Genomic DNA, 21074 nt, shown 5'->3' with positions numbered 1-21074 from the left:
AAAATGAAGACACAACTACATTATATTATTTTTTTACTATTGCTGTCAGGGAAAATATTTTGCCAGGATAGTAGTGACACTGCAAGATTGAGCCTGCAGGATGTAATAGCAATGGCAAAAGAAAAATCAATTGAATCGAAACAGGCAGCAACGGTCAAAGAGACAAAGTATTGGGAGTGGCGTGTGTACAGGTCAAATTACCAGCCACAACTTTTATTAAATGGTTTATTGCCTGCCTATAGCAAAACATTCTCGCAGGTAATTCAACCAGATGGTACCATTTTGTTTCAACCAATACACAACAACAACTCCTCATTAAACCTTTCCTTCAGCCAAAGCATTGCAGCCACCGGTGGCACTGTATTCGGTACCACACAATTACAAAGGTTCGATGATTTCGACAGGAAGAACCAATTGTATAATACAGTACCGTTTGGGATTGGTTATAGTCAGCCGTTGTTCCAGTTCAATACGTTGAAATGGGATAATAAAATTGAACCACTAAAATATAATGAAAGCAAGCAGGCTTATATAGAATCCATGGAAGGTATTGCGATTGTTGCCAGCGGTTATTTTTTTGATCTCCTTTTGGCACAGGTTAATTACCAGATCGCTCAAACAAATTTGGAGAACACAAAAAAGATCATGCAGGTGGCCAATGAAAAATTAGACATTGGTAAAATAGCAAAGAATGAAATTCTTCAATTACAGCTTGAGCAGTTAAAAGCAGAAAAAGCAACTGGTGTTGCTAAGCGTGATATGGAAATTGCCTTATTAAATCTCCGTACATATACAGGCCTGCAAAACACTGATAAAATTGCGCTTGACCTTCCATCAACGATTGTTGATATGCAGGTTACAGCAGATAAAGTTTTGGAGCAGGCTTATGCAAACAGGGCTGATGCTATTGGGTTTGCAAGAAAAATTGCAGAAGCACAAAGAGACGTTGTAAAAGCCAAAGCCGACAATGGTTTGAACGCAACACTTACTGCACGACTTGGCTATACACAAACAGCTTCAACCATACCAAAAGCCTATCAATCGCCGCAGGATCAGCAATTGCTGCAACTTGAATTTGCCATACCAATAATGGATTGGGGAAGATCAAAATCAAGAACAAAAACAGCAGAAGCTAATCTGAAGTTTGCAGAATATTCAGTAGAGCAGGATAAGCAAAATTTTACACAGGAAATAGTAACACAGGTTACATTGTTTGACATGATGAAAGGGCAGGTGGAGCTTACAGCAAAAGCAGACAGCATTGCTTCTGAAAAATACAATATTGCACAGCAGCGCTATGTACTGGGCAACTTAAGTATTACTGATCTTAGTATTGCCTTCCAGGAGAAGGACCAGGCCAAAAGAGATTACATAGCAGCATTAAGAGATTTCTGGGGTGCTTATTACCAATTACGCTATCTCTCCTTGTATGATTTCGAAAAAAATGAAAAGATCACTTATAAATAACTACCAAAAAACAATCGCATGATACAGTTACAAAATATCGAAAAAGTTTATCGCACCGATACGGTACAAACACTGGCATTAAACAGTATAAGTCTTGATGTTGCCAAAGGAGAATTTCTTTCCATTATGGGTCCTTCAGGTTGTGGCAAAAGCACGTTGCTGAATATAATGGGTTTGCTTGATGCGCCTACAAAAGGAGAAATAAAAATCGCAAACCAAAAAACGGAACATTTAAGCGATAAGCAGCTTGCGCATTTCAGGAACAATAAACTTGGATTTATTTTTCAAAGCTATCACCTCATCAATGATCTTAAAGTGCTGGATAACGTAGAACTGCCATTGCTGTACAGAAAGATGTCTGCTAAAGAAAGAAAAGAACTAGCGCTGGAAGCATTGGGCAAAGTTGGCCTCAGCAACCGTGTCAAACACTTTCCAACACAGCTTTCCGGCGGACAGAAGCAACGGGTAGCGATTGCACGTGCAATCGTTGGCCAGCCGGAAATTATTTTGGCTGATGAACCAACGGGCAATCTTGACAGCGCCATGGGCAATGAAATCATGGACATTCTTATTCAGCTGAATGTAGTGGAAGGCACAACGATCGTAATGGTTACACATGATGAGCATATGGCAAAGAAAACACATCGTTTGGTAAGATTGTTTGATGGCAGCCAGGTTCAATAATTATTTATGAGCTATGCTACAGTACTGCTATTAAACTTTTCTTGCGTCGCACACTTGTACACTTAGTTCTTTGCTCAACATATTTCCGAACGTACAAGTGAGTGACACAACAGTAGTTGATGAAAGAACAAAAGCTGGCTCAGTAAAACATACAATTTAAAGTATAACATATGCTAAAGAATTATTTTAAAATAGCCATTGCAGTTTTAAAGCGAAGAAAATTTTTCACGTTCATCAGCTTATTTGGCATAAGCTTTACGCTTACTATATTGATCGTGGCAACTGCATTCGTTGATAACGTTACCAGCGCTAATTATCCTGAACTGAACAGGGATCGATCTCTGTATATTAATTTTCTGCAACAAAGGAATTCTAAGTATGGATATACGCAAAATGGACCTGCCAGTTATTATTACATGGATCAGTATGTAAACAAATTAAAGACGCCGGAAAGTATTGGCATCTCATCTTTATTTGTTCCGGTGAATACTTATGTAAACAATAAGAAACTTGTAGTAAACATTAAATACACTAATGAAGCGTACTGGCATGTAATGCAGTACCAGTATATAGAAGGCAAGCCCTATACACAACAACAAATTGATAATGCAGAACGTGTAGCCGTTATTTCAGATGATCTGAAGAAGGATTATTTTGGTGATATACCAAACGTTGTTGGTAAATACATTGAAGCAGATAATGTTCAATACCGCATTACAGGCGTAGTTAAAAGTGTACCTGTAACAATGGCTATCTCATACGCAGATCTATATGCGCCATATACCGTTTCAAAAACAGATTACAGAACCAAAGGGCTCAGCGGCAATTACAGTGCGATATTACTGGCACGTTCAAAAGCAGAACTTCCAAAAATAAAAGAAGAATACGCCGGTATTGTTGCAAAAATAAAACCGGAACAAAAAGATTTTGATCAGTTCATAAGTTATGCGGACAGTTATGTTACAAGCTTTACAAGACAAATGGCCGGTGATCCTACAAATTCATCGGGGTTAAATATTTTGATAACGGCCGCAAGCGCATTTATTCTATTTTTCATGTTGCTGCCAACATTGAATCTGATCAATATAAACATAAGCCGCATCATGGAGCGATCCTCTGAAATAGGCGTACGAAAAGCATTTGGAGCTTCTTCAAAAACTTTGGTTTGGCAATTTATTGTGGAAAATATCATTCTTACTTTTTTTGGTGCCGTGATAGGCATCGTGCTTTCTTTTATTATTCTGCAGGTAATTAACAACAGCGAACTTATTACTAACATGCATCTTTCTATCAACCTGACTGTATTATTGTACAGCCTTATTGCATGTTTGTTCTTCGGGTTATTATCTGGTGTTTATCCCGCATGGCGCATGTCTAGATTAGAAGTTGTAACAGCATTAAAAGCGCAATAAAATATTTATTTTTTAAAAGCATTGTATGATAAAGCATTTATTTAAACTGATATGGAACAAAAAGAAACAGAACTTTCTTTTAATAACAGAAATGTTCGTTTCCTTTATTGTAATGTTTGCTGTTTTTACGCTGATTGTGTATTACTATAACAATTATAAACAGCCAATGGGGTTTGATTACGATAATGTTTGGGTGGCAAATTATACACCGCCGCCAAATATTCAAAGCAATGATTCTGCCCAGCTTTTTCATGATGTGCTTGAGAAGATGGTCAAATCAATGCCCGAGGTAGTCGATATGAGTTTCATGAGTAATAATGTGCCTTTCTCTATGAGCACATCAAACACTGAAATAAGTTATGGTGATCACAGGAATGTACGCACAAATATTTATACTGCTGAAGATAGCTACAAAGATGTACTGAACTTTAAAATATTAGAAGGAAGGTGGTTTACAAATGCTGATATTGTAAAAGGTAGAGATATACCCATAGTAATAAACAAAAAACTGAAAGAAGAATTGTTTGGAAATGAAACTGCAACGGGAAAAATAATTGGTGAAAACATGATAGATAAATCGCAGCAATCTGCCAGGTACAGGGTAATTGGCGTTGCTGATAATTTAAAAGACAAAGGCAGTTACCAGGCTATTGAAAATGGCATGTACAGAAATATAGATACTGGAGCCATGCATTGGGTAGGAAATATCGTACTGAAAGTTAAACCGAATGTTGATGCGGCTTTTGAAGGAAAGCTCTTTAAAACACTTTCCAATGCTATTGGTACAAGTATAGAAATAGAACACTTCGATAAAAAGCTTGTAACCAAAAACAGGATCATGCTGGTGCCCATGATTATATTATTAATTGTGGCCGGGTTTCTTATCATCAATGTTTCTCTTGGATTGTTTGGCGTGCTCTGGTATAATATCAACAAAAGAAAAAGTGAGATTGGTTTGCGAAGAGCAGTTGGTGCAAGTGGCAGCTCTGTTTCAAACCAGTTGGTTGGCGAAGCTTTGGTGCTGGCAACTATTTCACTGATACTGGGTTTGTTTTTTGCTGTACAATTTCCTTTGTTAAATGTGTTTGATCTTGCATCTAATATTTATTTGTGGGCCATAGCATTTTCTGTTTTGTTTATTTATGTGCTTGTAATTATCTGTGCATTATATCCCGGAAAGCAGGCTGCAGCTATTTATCCGGCTGTTGCGCTTCATGAAGAATAAAATGGTTTGTTGTATTATTTTTATATACCGGGCTTTAAAATATGTATTAAACTTGTGTTGCGTCGCACACTTGTGCTTCCGGTTGAATAATGAACAAAGCGTACAAGTGAGTGACACAACGAAGATGATAAATGGTAAACTGCCGGCTTCAAAAAAATATTAATTTGCTGCATTAATTATGATACTGATTATTGATGATGATATTGCTGTAAGAACCTCGCTATTGCTCTTGTTAAGAAACGAAGGTTATAATGCCATGGATGCATCTGCACAGGAAGAAGCATTGTCTGTAATAAAAAAAACTGAACTCTCACTTATTATACTCGACCTGAATTTTTCGATCGAAACATCCGGCCGTGAAGGCATGGAGCTATTGCAACAAATAAGAAGGTTGAATGCAACGGTACCCGTTATTCTAATTACAGGTTGGGGCAGTATTGAACTTGCGGTAGAGGGTATGAAACATGGCGCCAATGATTTTATAACCAAGCCATGGAGTAATGAACATTTGTTGCAGTCAATAAGAACACTGCTAAACCTGCAGGATAAAAAGAAAGAACATCATACGCGTAAACAATTAGACAGCCTTTATAATTTTCAGCACATCATTGGTGAAGATGAACAAATGCTGGAACTTTTAGAAACAGTGGGTCGCGTGGCGGCAACAGATGCTTCTGTGCTAATAACCGGTGAAAGTGGAACAGGTAAAGAATTAATTGCAGAAGCGATACATCAAAATAGTTTAAGAGCGCACAAACCTTTTATAAAAGTAAATCTTGGCGGCATCTCCACTTCATTGTTTGAAAGCGAAATGTTTGGACATGTGCGTGGTGCATTTACCGATGCAAGAACAGATCGTGCAGGAAGATTTGAACTGGCTAATAAAGGCACGATCTTTTTAGATGAGATCGGTGATCTTGATGCAGGCAGCCAGGTTAAATTGCTGCGTGTGTTGCAGGACAGAACTTATGAAGTGCTTGGTAGCAGCAGAACAAAAACAGTTGATGTTCGTGTTATAAGCGCTACTAACCGTAAGCTGGAAGAAATGGTTAGTATGAATACTTTTAGGGAAGATCTGCTTTACAGGATAAATCTTATCACCATTCACTTGCCGGCTTTAAGAGAAAGAGCAAAAGATATTCCGCTGCTGGTAAATTTCTTTATCACTAACCTGAAAGAAATTTATAACAGGCCATTACTAACTGTAAGCAAGGATGCCATGAAATGGTTACAGCAATTGCCATTACCTGGTAATACACGGCAGTTAAAAAACCTTGTAGAAAGATCTGTACTGGTAAGTAAAAATAATAACCTTGACATAGAAGATTTTCGTAAGCAATTAGAATTATCTCCGGGTAAGAAAGGAAATATTCAATTACCTGATGTAGGCGTATTAACTTTGGAAGAGACTGAAAAGCTGATGATAAAAAGAGCAATGGAATTTCATAAGAACAGGATCTCCAAAGCCGCCGTATCATTAGGGCTTACACGCAGCGCACTGTACAGGCGATTAGATAAATACCATATTCCTTACGATGAAGCTTCGGACTAAATACTTATTGTTTGTTATAATACTGCACCTTACTGCATTGGTGTTATCCTTTTTTATTTTCAAAGACGATAAACTGATCTTTATTATATCGGAAGTATTCATCCTGTTATCAGCATTTATTTCCTGGCAATTATATAATGAGCTGATACAGCCCTTAAAAATGCTGATGCAGGGAACAGAAGCCATCAAAGACCGCGATTTCAATATCAAATTTGTTGAAACCGGTAAATATGAAATGGATCAGCTTATCAATGTGTACAATCAAATGATCGACCAGTTGAGAACGGAAAGAACAAAACAGGAAGAGCAGCATTTCTTTTTGGAGAAACTGATACAAACTTCTCCAACAGGAATTATGATACTTGATTACGAAGACCGCGTACAACAGATCAATCCAATGGCATTGCAGTTATTGAATATAAAAGAGAAAGAAGTTGTTGGTAAATCTATTGATGCAATTGAACATCCTGTAATGAAACAACTGAAGCTGCTTCCATCAGGGAAATCGGCCACCGTAACTTTTGATGCAGTTACCACTTATAAGCTTCAAAAATCTCATTTTATTGACCGTGGTTTTCCGAGGCATTTTATAATGATAGAAGAACTGACGGCAGAAATTCTTGCAGCAGAAAAAAAGGCTTATGGAAAGGTGATTCGTATGATGGCGCATGAAGTGAATAATACCGTAGGACCAGTAAACTCTATTATCCAAAGTACTTTACAATCTCAAAATATCTGGAAAGAGAATGAAACAAGTAATTTACATAACGCTTTGCAGGTTGCATTTGACCGCAACAATAACCTGAATATTTTCATGCGCAATTTTGCAGATGTGGTAAGGTTGCCTGAACCTCATTTAAAAAAAGTTGATCTTATAAAGATCATACATGGTGTTTCTCAATTAATGCAAATGAAAGCCGGAGAAAAACAGGTTGAGTTTATATATGAACTCAGGACAAATTCATTTTTGATTGATGCAGATGAACAACAACTGGAACAGGCACTGATCAACATTGTAAAAAATGCTATTGAAGCAATTACTGATAAGGGGAAAATTATTTTCGATTTGAATGCGCAAGCCCGTCAGCTCGTTGTAACAGATACAGGGTCAGGTATAAATGTCGATGTTGCAAGTAATTTATTCAGCCCTTTTTTTAGCACTAAAAAAGATGGGCAAGGTATCGGTCTAACACTTGTAAAGGAAATATTATTAAATCATGGTTTTACATTTTCTTTAAAAACAGTGAAAGACGGGCAAACAGAATTTGCTATTCAGTTTTAATAAAATTCTGTTCATTTAATTATTACGATCAATGTTTAGTAAGCTCCATTAGTTTTTCTCTATCAAGAATTGTAATATTTTTACCATCAACTTTCAGCAATTTATCTTCTAACAATTCATTAAGCATCCTGAAAACAGTTTCATAAGTTGTTCCAACAAATGATGCAAAATCCTGGCGACTTAATTCAATATCTATTGATCCATCTTCTTTCACGCCAAACTTTTCTTTCAAGGTAAACAATGCCTGCGCTATGCGACCTTTCACCGGCATATGTACCAGGTTGCGCATGTTTCGTTCTGATTCTTTTAATTCACTTGCAAAAAACATCATGAGCTCATACATAAAGTCATGATTCACTTTCATCGTCGATTTAAAAAAATCAAGATCTACATAACAAACATTAACCGGCTCCAAAGCTGTTGCAGATACGGAATACAGCATATCGCCACCCAACCCACGATGCCCTGCTATAGCGCCTTTTCTTGCAAAACGCAGTATTAGTTCTTTATCGCCCCATTGCTTGTGCACTTTCACCGTTCCTTCATTTATAAAATAAACACCTTTCAATTCCTCGCCCTCTTTAAAAAGTAATTCACCTTTCTTATAGTGAAAATTTTTACGGTTGGCTTCCATTGCAGGCTTCCATTCTTTTATACAAAGCCTGCACATCATGCAGCTTTCAAGATCACAATGTTTTTTACTTTCTTTCATATTTTTGGTTTCGGCAATATAGCTACTATGATGCTTTCCTTGTGTCACTCACTTGTACGTTTGGAACTTTATTGAGCAAGATGAGAGAAGATTCAAACTTATTCAACATAACTTAATGCAATATAATTGTAAAACAGTAAATGAAGTGATCAAACCTAATAGGTCTTAAAGACCTGTTAGGTTTATGGTAAGAGTATGGTTGACGGAGACTTTTAAAGCAGATGGGTAACCTGCTGATAGATAATTGTTCAGAACGTACAAGCGTGCGACGCAAGAGGTGATGCCATAAGCAATACAACCGGGCTCATAATATTTCTACTTCTTATTAACAAATACATTGCTATAGTTATTTGTATTCATTGAAACCTTTTGCGCTAGTTGTGAAGGATGCAAATTAACCACCTCTCCTACCATAATAATTGCAGGATTACCAAGACCAGCGTGTTGCGCTTTAAATGCAATATCTCTTACCTTACCGATCACTATCTTTTCTTTGTTGGTTGTGCCATCCTGAATAATAGCGACAGGCGTTTCTTTTTTGCCATGCGCTGCAAAAATATCCATGATAGCTTCGAGCTTGCTCATTGCCATAAGAATAATAACTGTTGCAGATGACTGCGCGGCAAGATGAATATCTTTCGAAATTTCTCCCGACATAGTTGTGCCTGTTGTTATCCAAAAACTTTCGTTGATACCGCGGCAAGTAAGGGGAATCATCTGTGAAGCAGGAACTGCAATTGCGCTTGATATGCCAGGAATAATTTGCACTTCAATACCTGCGGCTCTCGCAGCATCTATTTCTTCCTGTGCCCTGCCAAACACAAAAGGATCTCCACCCTTTAACCGCACAACATGCCCGTGCGAAAAAGCATATTCAATTATAAGATGATTGATCTCTGATTGTGATAACGCATGGCATCCATAACGCTTGCCAACAAACTGTTTTATTGCCTTAGGTGATACATATTCCAGCAACGATTCGTTTGCAAGGGCATCATATAATATTACGTCTGCCTGCTTTAGTATATTAATTGCTTTTAATGTGATCAATTCTGCATCTCCCGGACCCGCTCCTACTAAACTTAAAATTGATTTTTTCATATTATAAAAATAATTATTTTATTTAAGTCATTATTTTAATACTCAAATTTAAAACTATTTTCATAATTTTATGACATAAATAATATTTAATATATCATATAGTGATTGCTTTTAGGTTTTTCACATACATATAAATATTATAAATACGATTGTTTGCCGATAATTCGATTCATCATTTAAATGGCAGGTTAAATGAAAATAGTAATTGTCGGGAATGGTATGGTAGGCTACAAATTCTGTGAAAAGCTTGTAGCCAAAGCAAATTCAAACGAATTTGAAATAACAGTATTCGGCGAGGAAAATCGCCCGGCTTATGACAGGGTTCATCTAAGCGAGTACTTTGCGGGTAAATCAGCCGAAGACCTTACAATGGCGCCCCCAGAATGGTATGCGTCGCATAACATTACGTTGCGCCTCGGCGATCCTATAACATCTATAAAAAGGCAAACCAAAACAGTTCACTCCCACACTGGTCTCGCAGTTACTTACGACTATCTCATTTTAGCCACAGGTTCTTCTGCATTTGTCCCACCTATTCCGGGTACGGATAAAAAAGGAGTATTCATTTATCGTACTATAGAAGACCTGGAAATGATGACTGCACATGCAAGAAAAGCAAAGAAAGGTGCAGTCATCGGTGGAGGCTTACTTGGTCTCGAAGCCGCTAAAGCAATGATTGATCTCGGTGTTACCGACACACATGTTATTGAGTTTGCGCCTCGACTAATGCCACGCCAGGTTGACGATGCTGGTTCCTATATGCTCAAGGCAAAACTCGAAGAGCTTGGATTAAAAATTTTTACCAGTAAAAACACTTCTGCTATTCTCGGCGATGAATCGATTGCAGCAATGCAATTCTCAGATGATACATATATAGATGTAGATATGTTGGTGATCTCTGCGGGCATTAAACCGCGAGACGAGCTTGCAAAACAATGTGGACTCACAGTTGGTCCACGCGGTGGTATTGTTGTTAACGAACACATGCAGACAAACGATGCAAACATTTTTGCTATTGGTGAATGTGCCTTATATAATAATATGATTTATGGTCTTGTCGCACCCGGTTATGAAATGGCTGATGTAGTTGTTTCAAATATTATCGGTGGCAACAAAATATTTACCGGTTACGACATGAGCACCAAACTAAAACTGATTGGTGTTGATGTTGCAAGCTTTGGAGATCCCTTTGTTTCAGGAAATGAATGCCACACTATAGTTTTTGAGGACAAGATCAAAGGCATTTACAAACGCATCAACATTTCCAAAGACGGTAAACAGTTATTAGGTGGTGTACTTGTTGGCGATGCAGAGCAATACAATATGTTATTACAAACATGCAAGAACAAAGTAGTACTGCCACCAAATCCGGAATATATAATTCTTGGCTCAAGGGGCGGCAGCGAAAGTGAAGGTGGTGCAGGAATATTAAGTCTTCCTGATGATGCATTGATCTGTAGTTGTGAAAGTGTAACTAAAGCTGATATCTGCAATGCAGTGAGTGAAAAGAATTGCGAAACAGTTGATACGATAAAGAAGTGCACCAAAGCCGGAACCGGCTGCGGTGGTTGTGTTCCCATGTTGAAAGACCTGATGCTGCACACCATGAAAGCACAAGGAAAATATGTACGTAATATTTTGTGCGAACACTTCAATTACTCACGCCAGGAGTTATACGATCTTATAAAGATGAGGCAGATCAAATCTTATGATGATGCATTAAACGGGATCGGTCATGGAGATGGTTGCGAAATATGCAAGCCTGCTATCAGTTCTATCATGGCGAGTTTGTGGAATGAAATGATCCTGAAGAAAGGTAATGACACTGCACAAGACAGCAACGACCGTTATCTCGCTAACATACAAAAAGGTGGCACATATTCCGTAGTGCCACGAATTCCCGGCGGAGAAATAACTCCCGATAAATTAATCGTAATCGGTCAGGTTGCGAAGAAATATAATCTCTACACAAAGATCACCGGCGGACAGCGCATAGATATGTTTGGCGCGCATGTAAACGATCTTCCCGAAATATGGAAGGAACTTATTGATGCAGGTTTTGAAAGCGGTCATGCTTATGGCAAGGCATTGCGTACTGTGAAGAGTTGCGTTGGTTCTACCTGGTGTCGTTTTGGTTTGCACGATAGTGTAAGTTTTGCTATTCAAATCGAAGAACGTTATCGTGGTCTTCGTGCACCGCATAAAATAAAATCTGCTGTTAGTGGTTGCATTCGTGAATGCGCCGAAGCACAAAGTAAAGACTTCGGCATCATCGCAACAGAGAAGGGATGGAATCTTTACGTGTGCGGCAATGGCGGCAGCAAACCACAACATGCATTGTTACTCGCAACAGATCTTGATAGCGAAACATGCATCAAATACATCGATCGTTTTCTCATGTTCTATATTAAGACAGCAGATCCGTTAACGCGTACTGCAACATGGCTCAACAAAATGGAAGGTGGCATTGATTACTTACGCAATGTCGTTATCAACGATAGCCTTGGTATTGCTAACGAACTCGAAACAGAAATGCAATCACTGGTTGATAGTTATAAATGCGAATGGAAAGAAGTTGTTGAAACACCTGAATTGCGTAAGCGCTTTAATCATTTTGTAAATGCTCCCGAAGAAAAAGATCCTACAATACAGTTTGATGAAATGAGAGAGCAGAAGAAAGCAAAAGAATGGAAGTAGTGAACAAAGAACAGTAAACAATGAATAATAATTATGAGCCAAACCAATTGAACAAATATTAAACATCGTTGCGTCGCACTCTTGTACTTCTGGTTCAATAATGATCTGAACGTTGAAGTGAGTGACACAACAGGCGATGACCAAAGAACAAAAAGTTAAGTACCTAAAATAAAAACATCTTTTATGAATACAACTATCACAGAAAATATTACCTGGTTTCCTGCATGTAAAACACATGATGTTCCTGCAAATGGTGGCGTGTGCGTAAAATATAAAGACCAGCAGATTGCATTGTTTCATTTTACACGGCGCGATGAATGGTATGCAACACAAAACATGTGTCCGCATCGTCGGCAAATGGCACTGAGCCGCGGAATGCTCGGCTCTCAAAACGGAGAACCTAAGATTGCCTGTCCATTTCACAAAAAAACATTCTCGCTTGCTACAGGTGAATGCCTTAGCGGTGATGAATGCAGCATTAAAACTTATCCTGTAAAAGTTGAGCACAACATAGTGTTCATAGGCATCACAAAGGATGAGGGATTTGAAGAAGCCTTAGTTTAAAAAAGAAGCCCGGAAGGTGGCAGCCTAACCGGGCAGGTTTCAAAACAATAGTTGATCACTTTAAAACCAAATCAAATGTACAGGAAAAAATCTTTTACCAAAATAGCGCTGTGTCTAACGGCATGTTTTGGTATGCTGCACCAGGCAGAGGCGCAGCTAACGTTATCGGGTCAATTGCGAACGCGAACAGAATTCAGAGATGGGCAAGGTGCACCGCTTCCAAAAGATGCAAAAGCTGCATTGTTTACATCGCAGCGTACAAGACTTTCTTTGAACTACAATATGTATAGAATAAAATTTGGAGTAACGGCGCAGGATGTACGTGTATGGGGACAAGACGTTTCAACAATAAATAAAACTACGACTGCAGATAACAATGCCTTAATGCTTCACGAAGCATGGGCAGAAATTTTATTAACAGATACAATAGTAAAAAATAAAACATTCAGTTTAAAAATTGGTCGCCAGGAACTTTCTTATGATGATGAAAGATTGGTTGGCAAACTGGATTGGCTGCAACAAGGTCGCAGACATGATGCCGCATTGTTGAAATACGAAACAAAGAATGGTTATTTATTACATACTGCATTTGCATTTAACCAGAATAGAGAAAACGCATCAGGTACAATTTATAACAGCACACCTCCGGGAAATTATACTGCATCAACAAATGGCGGCACGATGTATAAAAGCATGCAGATGTTGTATGCAGGTAAGAAACTAGAACAAGGCAACGCGTCATTCTTATTTCTTGCAGACCAATTCAGTAAATATCACAGTGATTCACTGAATGCAAAAATTTTTGAAACAGGAACATGGGCAAGATTTACAACAGGTGTTTATTTCAACAACACGTTTAATAAAATTGCTACAACAGCATCTGCTTATTACCAGTTTGGTAAAACATCAACAGGGCAAGAGTTGAGCAGTTATTTATTAAGTGGTAGTGCACAATATTTATTCAGTAATAAATTCAATGCAGGTGGGGGTGTTGATTATTATAGCGGCGGTAGCAATGGAACCACAAGCCACACATTCGATCCGCTCTATGGCACGCCACATAAGTTTGCAGGTTTTATGGATTATTTCTATGCCGCAAGTGGTTTTGGTAAAGGTGGTCTTGTTGATTACTACGCAAAAGCAAAATACAAACCGTCGGATAAATTTCAATTAGCTACAGATATTCACCAGTTCAGCAGTGCAGCAAGTATAAGTGGAACAGACAAAAAAAGTCTTGGACAGGAAGTTGACTTAGTTGGTGTTTACAGCTTAACAAAAATGATTGGCTTTGAAGCAGGTTATGCTCATTACTTTGGCACATCGCTTATTGCGTCACCAACGGTTAAGAATGTAACCAACGCAAACCTTCAAAGTAACTGGGCTTATTTACAGATCAATATAAAGCCCGAGTTTCTTTTAAAATAAATACGATCAGCTTCTCATGTGTACTCTAACGGTTGCCCGCCATATGTTTAAATAATTTAAACACATTCAAAACTTACCACAATGTCTGCAAATATTATAAATACGCCACTCGAAAAACTCAGCATCTTTAAAGGCAAAGGTGTGCAGATGCGCACGTTCCATATAACATGGCTAACATTTTTTGTATGCTTTTTTGGCTGGTTTGGCATTGCACCATTAATGCCAACTATCCGTGCAGATCTCAACTTAACAAAAGCAGAAGTTGGTAACACGATCATTGCTGCAGTTTCTGCAACGATCATTGCACGTTTATTAATTGGTAAACTCTGCGATACCTGGGGACCACGAAAAACTTACACAGCATTATTATTGATCGGGGCTATACCTGTAATGGGTGTTGGACTTGCGCATGATTACACAACATTTCTTTTATTCCGTTTGGCAATTGGCATTATCGGCGCATCATTTGTTATCACGCAGTTTCATACATCAATGATGTTTGCGCCAACGATCAAAGGCACTGCAAATGCTGTTGCAGGTGGTTGGGGTAATCTTGGTGGAGGCATCACCAATATGTTAATGCCATTGATCTTTGCGGCTATCGTTGGTGCTGGTTATACAAAATCAGAAGCATGGCGTTATGCTATGATACTTCCTGGAGTGTTATTACTCGTTATGGCTTTTGTGTATTACAAGTTTACAAAAGATACTCCCGCAGGAAACTATGATGAGATCGGAAGAACAAAAGCAACAAAAACAAAAACTGACTATACTATTTTGAAAGACTGGCGTATCTGGAGCCTTGCGTTGGCTTATGCGGTTTGTTTTGGTATGGAAATAACTTTTGACAATGTTGCCGCATTGCATTTTGTAGACACGTTCAAACTCTCTCAATCAAGTGCAGGTTTATGGGCTGGAGTGTTTGGTTTCATGAACATTTTTGCACGTGCACTTGGTGGCATCTTCGCGGATAAAGTTGGTAACAAATATGGCATGAAAGGAAAAGGTTTGTTACTCGCATGTGTGTTGCTACTTGAAGGTATTTGCCTCTTGTTGTTTGCGCAATCAGGCAATCTTGCAATGGCAATTGTAACGATGTTATCATTTGCGCTCTTTCTAAAAATGGCAAATGGAACTACGTACGCAATAGTTCCTTTTGTAAATGAAAAAAATGTTGGGCTTGTTGCAGGCATCGTTGGTGCAGGGGGAAATGTTGGTGGTATGTTGTTTGGTTTTCTATTCAAAAGCGAAACCATCACTTACGTACAAGCCTTTACCTATATAGGTTTCGTCGTTATGACAGTTTCCGGAATTGTGTTCGTTACAAGATATCAGAAAGCGAAAGTAATAGAAGCGGTGGAAGCAGAAACTGAATTTGCAGCAGCGTAGTTCAATTTGAAGATGTGGTGATTTGAAAATTTGAAAACGAAGAAAATTTTTATGCGCCAGGGTGAAGAATAAGCATGAAGCTTTCGTTGCGTCGCACTCTTGTACTGAAAAACAGCCATGAGCTATTAGCTGCGAGCCACGAGCAAAAAGAGAATGCTCGAAGCTCAAAGCTCGCTGCTCGCAGCTCCACAGCACAAGTGAGTGACACAACAGGCGATGAATAAAGTATCAACAGTTGGTCAATAAAAAATAAATGAGTAATTCAACATCATATAAAACGACTTGTTGCTATTGCGGTGTTGGTTGCGGTATTGTGGTAAATAAAGATCGCAATGGCAGGTTGCATGTGGAAGGAGATAAAGATCATCCGGTAAATAAAGGCATGCTTTGCAGTAAAGGCATGAACCTGCATTATACGGTAATGGATCAAAGTGATCGGTTGTTGTATCCTGAAATGCGATATAGCAAAAACATGCAGCGACAAAGGGTTTCATGGGATGTGGCATTGGAAAGAACCGCTGCGGTCTTTAAAACATTGATCGAAAAATATGGACCGGATAGTGTTGCATTCTATGCATCGGGGCAATGTTTAACAGAAGAATACTATGTGGTGAATAAACTTATAAAGGGTTTTATCGGCAGTAATAATATTGATACGAATTCGAGGCTGTGCATGAGCAGTGCAGTTGCTGCCTACAAAATGAGTTTAGGTGAAGACAGTGTACCTGTTTGTTATGATGATATTGAAGAAGCAGATTGCATTTTTGTAGCTGGCGCCAATCCTGCATGGTGTCACCCGATTATCTGGAGAAGAGTGGAAGCAGCAAGAGCAAAGAATCCCAACTTAAAAATTATCGTAAGTGATCCGCGCAAAACACAAACCTGTGCTAATGCAAATGTACATCTTCAAATAAAGCCAGGAACTGATATTGTGTTGCATCATGCTATCGGCAGAGTGTTGATTGAAAATGGCGATATTGATTTTTCCTTTATAAAAAATCATACAGAAGGTTTTGATGCGTACAGTAAAAAAGTAATGCGGCGCAGTATTGCAGAAGCTGCCTTGATCTGTGATATTCCTGAAGCTGCGATAAGAGAAGCAGCGTCATACATCGGTAATGCCAAAGGTTTTATTACCATGTGGACGATGGGGTTGAATCAAAGTGTGGTTGGTGTAAATAAAAATCTTTCACTCATCAATCTCAATTTAATTACAGGTCATATTGGTAAGCCGGGCAGCGGACCATTTTCATTAACCGGTCAGCCCAATGCAATGGGTGGTCGTGAAGCCGGTGGCATGGCAAACATATTACCTGCGCACAGGGATCTTTCAAAAGAAGCGGACAGAAATTTTGTACAAACATTCTGGGGCGGGACAAATATTTCTGCAAAGCCCGGTTACACCGCAACAGAAATGTTTGAAGCATTAAATGATGGAAGATTGAAAGCAATATGGATCATATGCACGAATCCTTTGACAAGTTTACCTGATGCACGCATGGCAGAAGCTGCATTGAAAAAAGCAAAGTTTGTAGTGGTGCAGGAGATAAGCAACAAACCAGAAACATTGCCATATGCAGACGTTGTTCTGCCTGCTGCTGCTTGGGCAGAGAAAGAAGGTACCATGACCAATGCAGAAAGAAGAATTTCTTATTTAAATAAAATTGTTGATGCGCCGGGAGAAGCACTACCAGATGCAGAGATCATTTGCAGGTTTGCAAAGAAAATGGGTTATCATGGCTTTGATTATAACAATGTAGCCGAAATTTATGCAGAGCATTGCAAATTAACAGAAGGAACAAATATTGATATCAGTGGTTTAAGTCATGAAGTGTTGAAAGAGAAGCGCGGTGTGCAATGGCCCTTCCCATCATCGTCTCCCGCAAGGGACGATGATGACAACTTCTTTGGTACGGAAAGATTATTTGCTGACAAAAAATTTTATACGCAATCAAAGAAAGCAATTATACATGCTGTTGATGACAGCAATCAATCTGAGGCTACTAACGAAGATTTGCCTCTCACACTAACCACTGGCCGCATTCGTGACCAGTGGCATACTATGAGCAAAACAGGAAAAATAAATAAATTGAAACAACACATCTCTAATGCATTTCTTGAGATACATCCTGATGATGCAGAGAGGAGAAATATTAATGAATACGACCTGGTTGAAATATTTAATGGCAGAGGAAAAGTAAGAGTAAAAGCAAATCTTTCTACCGATATAAAACCCGGTGTTATATTTCTGCCAATGCACTGGGGGAAAATATTGAACAACGATCTCAATCGTGCAAATAATCTTACCAATAATCTTGTTGACCCAATTTCTAAAGAACCTGATTTCAAATTTTCAGCAGTACAGGTAAAGCGATATAAAAAAGCAAAACAAAAAATTATTGTGATTGGTGCAGGTGCAGGTGCATTTGGCTTTGTAAAAAGTTACCGCGCATTAAACACAGAAGATGAAATTGAAATTTTCAGCAAAGAAAATTTTCCTTTTTACAATCGTGTAATGTTGCCTGATTATATAAGTGGTGCACAGGAATGGCTCCAACTGGTAAAAATGAAAGACGAAGAAGAATTCGATTTCAATATCAAATTGCATCGCGGTGTAAGTATTGAAAACATAGACAGAAAAAATAAAACTGTTATTGATAGCAAAGGCAAAACACATTCCTACGATGTATTATTATTAGCAACAGGCAGCCGCGCAACGATGTTGAGAGATGTCCCTGATATGAATGGCATTTTTACCATGCGCAGCAGGATTGATGCAGATAATTTTAAACATCATGTCGATCCTTCAAAAGAAAAAGTGTTGATCGTTGGCGGCGGTTTGCTTGGTATTGAACTCGCCGCATCGTTAAGAGAAGTGAATGTTGGGGTTTGCATTGTGCAGCGTATCTCAAGATTAATGGATCGACAGCTAGATATTTTAGGAAGTCAGCTCTTGCATGAAGAGCTTACAGATAAAGGCATCGATATTTTTTACGATGATGAGATAGAACGCTTTCTTGGCAAAGAAAAAGTAGCAGGCGTTCGTCTAAAAAGTGGACAGGAAATAAATTGCCAGGCAATCGTTATTGCAATCGGCACTACACCAAATATAGAACTGGCAAGGGCTTGTGGTATTGAATGTAAACGCGGTGTTGTAGTGAATGAATATCTACTTACAAATGACCCTGACATTTATGCTATTGGTGAAATAGCAGAGTTCAAAGGATTCTTATATGGCATAACTGCTGCTGCAGAACAGCAGGCAGAGATTGTTGCAAGACATTTAAGCGGCGATATTGCACACTATTACGAAGGGTCTTTATTGATGAATATTTTAAAAATGCATGGCACAGAATTGTGTTCACTTGGTATACCAGATGCACCTGTAAATGATCCTGCTTATGAAGAAGTAGTTTTCATTGATAAAGCAAAACGCTATTACAAAAAATGTATTATTCATAATGACCGTTTGGTTGGTGCAATATTGATTGGTGATAAAACAGAGTTCTTAGAATTCAAAGATCTCATCAGCAATAAAATTGAATTATCCGAAAAGCGTTTGGAGTTGTTACGTTCTGGTAAAAAAGCTGAGCCTGTTATTGGCAAACTTGTTTGTTCTTGCGGAAATGTTGGCGAAGGAAATATCATCCATAAGATCAATGAAGGTTGTACAGAGTTGAGAACATTGTGTCAGGCTGCAGGTGCCGGTATGGGTTGCGGCAGTTGCAGACCAGAAGTACAGGCGATATTGGAAAAAGAGCTTTCAAGAGCAGAGAATGAAAATGTTTTGAAAACGATAAGAGCTTAAATAATTTTTGGATAACCGGCTTTTAAGTTTCAAATATGCATTGTTGTGTCACTCACTTGCACTGCTAAATCATTGTTGAGCAAACATACCGAAAGTACAAGTGTGCGACGCAAGAAGTGGTGATATTAGCAATGCAGTCTGGTGCATAAAATAAAAAATCATGACAATAACGATCAATTTTACAGGAGGCATTGTTTCACCGGGATATCTAAAAGATATTCTTGAAATAGCTGCTGCATGTGGTGTGGGAGACGTAAGTGTTGGTCGCAGGCAACAACTTAAAATGGAAGTACCTGCAAAACACACTTCACTGTTTAATAAATTATGCGCTGAAAAAAATATTCAATTTTATAAAGCTGGTGAAGTGCTTCCCAATATTGTAAGCTCCTACCCTGCTGCGAATATTTTTACTACAGACACATGGTTAAAAGAAGGCGTGTATAAAGATATTTTCTACTCATTGGATTATACTCCGCAACTAAAAATAAATGTGTGCGACAGCAGCCAGAGTTTTGTTCCATTCTTTACAGGGCATATCAACTGGATCGCTTCTCCAAATATTCATTACTGGTATTTATATATCCGTTTTCCCAAAACACATAAGGTGTATTGCTGGCCCGAATTGATCTACACCAACGATGTGGCGCAGGTTTCAAAACAAATTGAAGCCTTGCTATTGCAGGATAAAGAAACATTTTATGCAAATGCCAATGCGGATGGTAAAAAATTGTTTGCAGATTTTAAAGCACAACACAGTTACATTGGCAAGCAACCAGAAACAGAATTGCTGTTACCAAAATTTTATTTGCCTTATTACGAAGGCTTCAATAAAATGGACAATCATTATTGGCTGGGCATTTACAGAAGAGATGAATTATTTCCTGTTTCCTTTTTATTGGATGTTTGTGAGATCTGTCTTGAAACAAAAATTGGGCAATTGTACACAACGCCATGGAAGAGCATTATTGTAAAAGGTATTGAACAAACAAACAGGATTTTATGGGATCGCGTGCTAGGCAAGTATCGCATTAATGTGCGTCATGCTGCAAATGAATTGAACTGGCAGGTGGGTGATACCGGAGAAGAAGGATTGATCTTAAAACGGCATATCATTCGTTATTTTGATAAAGAAGATGTACGTACGTATGGTTTAAGTTTTGCAGTACAGATATATGCTTCATCGAGTATGTTTGGTTCTGTTATTATTCGTAAACAGCAAAATAAAAACCCACATAAATTAAAATCATTGGAACGCTTTGATATTTTATACAATCCAGATTTTAATCCCAATTCAGGCGAGCTCATTATCTATAGAGACGGTGTTGAGAAAGATCATATAGGCACTTATCTTGTTTCGCTTTGCAAAATGTTTTATGAGCAGGAAAGTAAAAGGCATGTATTGCAAAGCGCCGGTAAACAACCAGTCCCACCCGCTGTAACAGCTAAGTCAGTGAAAATGGTTCATCAATGCAAACACTGCTTTACAATATACGATGAACAGCAAGGCGATGCAGAAAATAACATTGCAGCAGGCACCCCATTTGATAGTCTTCCTGCTGCATATACTTGCCCATTATGTGATGCAGGCAAACAAGATTTTATCGAAGTAGAAGAAAGTAATTTGTCAATAGCAGTATAATATTTTTTTTTGAGCCGGGCTTAAGAATAAATATTAAGCTTTCGTTGCGTCGCACTCGTGTGCTTTCTGAACTTTATTCAGTGTTATCTGCATTTTAGTTTCCGCTGCGTTTTATGC

Annotated in this window: 14 protein-coding genes; 12 read left to right on the top strand and 2 right to left on the bottom strand. The window is 38.4% G+C overall.

Annotation, left to right across the window (positions count from 1 at the left end; genetic code table 11):
* Positions 1-3: 3 nt before the first annotated feature.
* The 6 genes from FRZ67_RS17055 (at position 4) to FRZ67_RS17030 (ending at position 7622) form a co-directional block, all read left to right on the top strand.
* The gene (locus FRZ67_RS17055; RefSeq protein WP_147191470.1) at positions 4-1467 is read left to right on the top strand and encodes a TolC family protein; all 1464 of its coding nucleotides are present in this window, start codon (positions 4-6) and stop codon (positions 1465-1467) included.
* 18 nt (positions 1468-1485) lie between these two features.
* The gene (locus tag FRZ67_RS17050; RefSeq protein WP_147191468.1) at positions 1486-2151 is read left to right on the top strand and encodes an ABC transporter ATP-binding protein; all 666 of its coding nucleotides are present in this window, start codon (positions 1486-1488) and stop codon (positions 2149-2151) included.
* Between the two features lie 170 nt (positions 2152-2321).
* Positions 2322-3563 carry an ABC transporter permease gene (locus FRZ67_RS17045; protein ID WP_147191466.1) on the top strand — a complete coding sequence of 414 codons (1242 nt, stop codon included), beginning with the start codon at positions 2322-2324 and terminating at the stop codon, positions 3561-3563.
* 25 nt (positions 3564-3588) lie between these two features.
* Complete coding sequence (locus FRZ67_RS17040; RefSeq protein ID WP_147191463.1) at positions 3589-4788, top strand: ABC transporter permease; 1200 nt, start codon at positions 3589-3591, stop codon at positions 4786-4788.
* A 178-nt stretch (positions 4789-4966) separates the two neighbouring features.
* A complete protein-coding gene (locus tag FRZ67_RS17035) occupies positions 4967-6340 on the top strand; it encodes a sigma-54-dependent transcriptional regulator (RefSeq protein ID WP_147191460.1) in 1374 nt (457 codons plus the stop codon).
* Entirely contained in the window at positions 6324-7622 is a 1299-nt protein-coding gene (locus FRZ67_RS17030; protein WP_147191458.1) for a sensor histidine kinase, read from the top strand. Before FRZ67_RS17035 ends, FRZ67_RS17030 begins: the two co-directional genes overlap by 17 nt.
* Positions 7623-7650: 28 nt before the next feature.
* Here the strand turns inward: FRZ67_RS17030 and FRZ67_RS17025 are convergent, their stop codons facing one another.
* Together FRZ67_RS17025 and cobA are read right to left on the bottom strand one after the other, a co-directional pair.
* On the bottom strand, positions 7651-8334 hold the full coding sequence (locus tag FRZ67_RS17025) for a Crp/Fnr family transcriptional regulator (protein ID WP_147191456.1): 684 nt from the start codon (positions 8332-8334) through the stop codon (positions 7651-7653).
* 315 nt (positions 8335-8649) lie between these two features.
* Complete coding sequence (gene cobA, locus FRZ67_RS17020) at positions 8650-9435, bottom strand: uroporphyrinogen-III C-methyltransferase (protein WP_147191454.1); 786 nt, start codon at positions 9433-9435, stop codon at positions 8650-8652.
* 192 nt (positions 9436-9627) lie between these two features.
* Here cobA and nirB point away from each other — a divergent pair, with 192 nt between their 5' ends.
* The 6 genes from nirB (at position 9628) to FRZ67_RS16990 (ending at position 20957) form a co-directional block, all read left to right on the top strand.
* Positions 9628-12132, top strand: coding sequence for a nitrite reductase large subunit NirB (gene nirB / locus FRZ67_RS17015; RefSeq protein WP_147191453.1), 2505 nt, complete (start codon positions 9628-9630; stop codon positions 12130-12132).
* A 183-nt stretch (positions 12133-12315) separates the two neighbouring features.
* Positions 12316-12696 (top strand): nitrite reductase small subunit NirD, encoded by a 381-nt coding sequence (gene nirD, locus FRZ67_RS17010; protein WP_147191451.1) that lies wholly within the window; start codon positions 12316-12318, stop codon positions 12694-12696.
* A 75-nt stretch (positions 12697-12771) separates the two neighbouring features.
* Positions 12772-14121, top strand: coding sequence for an alginate export family protein (locus FRZ67_RS17005; protein ID WP_225975377.1), 1350 nt, complete (start codon positions 12772-12774; stop codon positions 14119-14121).
* A gap of 81 nt (positions 14122-14202) precedes the next feature.
* A complete protein-coding gene (locus FRZ67_RS17000; RefSeq protein ID WP_192903880.1) occupies positions 14203-15510 on the top strand; it encodes a NarK family nitrate/nitrite MFS transporter in 1308 nt (435 codons plus the stop codon).
* A 253-nt stretch (positions 15511-15763) separates the two neighbouring features.
* Complete coding sequence (locus FRZ67_RS16995) at positions 15764-19318, top strand: nitrate reductase (RefSeq protein WP_147191449.1); 3555 nt, start codon at positions 15764-15766, stop codon at positions 19316-19318.
* Positions 19319-19478: 160 nt separating this feature from the next.
* Complete coding sequence (locus FRZ67_RS16990) at positions 19479-20957, top strand: rubredoxin (protein ID WP_147191447.1); 1479 nt, start codon at positions 19479-19481, stop codon at positions 20955-20957.
* Positions 20958-21074: the final 117 nt, after the last annotated feature.

Origin of the sequence: Panacibacter ginsenosidivorans (assembly GCF_007971225.1) — a bacterium.
GTDB lineage: Bacteria > Bacteroidota > Bacteroidia > Chitinophagales > Chitinophagaceae > Panacibacter > Panacibacter ginsenosidivorans.
Note: the sequence above shows the minus strand (reverse complement) of the source record. Positions and strands in the feature narration are given on the sequence as shown.

Excerpts from the sequence above, each read along its gene's own strand:
- FRZ67_RS16990 (WP_147191447.1), top strand. The coding sequence starts at position 19,479 with ATGACAATAACGATCAATTTTACAGGAGGCATTGTTTCACCGGGATAT.
- FRZ67_RS16995 (WP_147191449.1), top strand. The coding sequence starts at position 15,764 with ATGAGTAATTCAACATCATATAAAACGACTTGTTGCTATTGCGGTGTT.
- FRZ67_RS17035 (WP_147191460.1), top strand. The coding sequence starts at position 4,967 with ATGATACTGATTATTGATGATGATATTGCTGTAAGAACCTCGCTATTG.
- FRZ67_RS17040 (WP_147191463.1), top strand. The coding sequence starts at position 3,589 with ATGATAAAGCATTTATTTAAACTGATATGGAACAAAAAGAAACAGAAC.
- cobA (WP_147191454.1), bottom strand. The coding sequence starts at position 9,435 with ATGAAAAAATCAATTTTAAGTTTAGTAGGAGCGGGTCCGGGAGATGCA.
- nirB (WP_147191453.1), top strand. The coding sequence starts at position 9,628 with ATGAAAATAGTAATTGTCGGGAATGGTATGGTAGGCTACAAATTCTGT.
- FRZ67_RS17000 (WP_192903880.1), top strand. The coding sequence starts at position 14,203 with ATGTCTGCAAATATTATAAATACGCCACTCGAAAAACTCAGCATCTTT.
- FRZ67_RS17055 (WP_147191470.1), top strand. The coding sequence starts at position 4 with ATGAAGACACAACTACATTATATTATTTTTTTACTATTGCTGTCAGGG.
- FRZ67_RS17030 (WP_147191458.1), top strand. The coding sequence starts at position 6,324 with ATGAAGCTTCGGACTAAATACTTATTGTTTGTTATAATACTGCACCTT.
- nirD (WP_147191451.1), top strand. The coding sequence starts at position 12,316 with ATGAATACAACTATCACAGAAAATATTACCTGGTTTCCTGCATGTAAA.
- FRZ67_RS17005 (WP_225975377.1), top strand. The coding sequence starts at position 12,772 with ATGTACAGGAAAAAATCTTTTACCAAAATAGCGCTGTGTCTAACGGCA.
- FRZ67_RS17025 (WP_147191456.1), bottom strand. The coding sequence starts at position 8,334 with ATGAAAGAAAGTAAAAAACATTGTGATCTTGAAAGCTGCATGATGTGC.
- FRZ67_RS17050 (WP_147191468.1), top strand. The coding sequence starts at position 1,486 with ATGATACAGTTACAAAATATCGAAAAAGTTTATCGCACCGATACGGTA.
- FRZ67_RS17045 (WP_147191466.1), top strand. The coding sequence starts at position 2,322 with ATGCTAAAGAATTATTTTAAAATAGCCATTGCAGTTTTAAAGCGAAGA.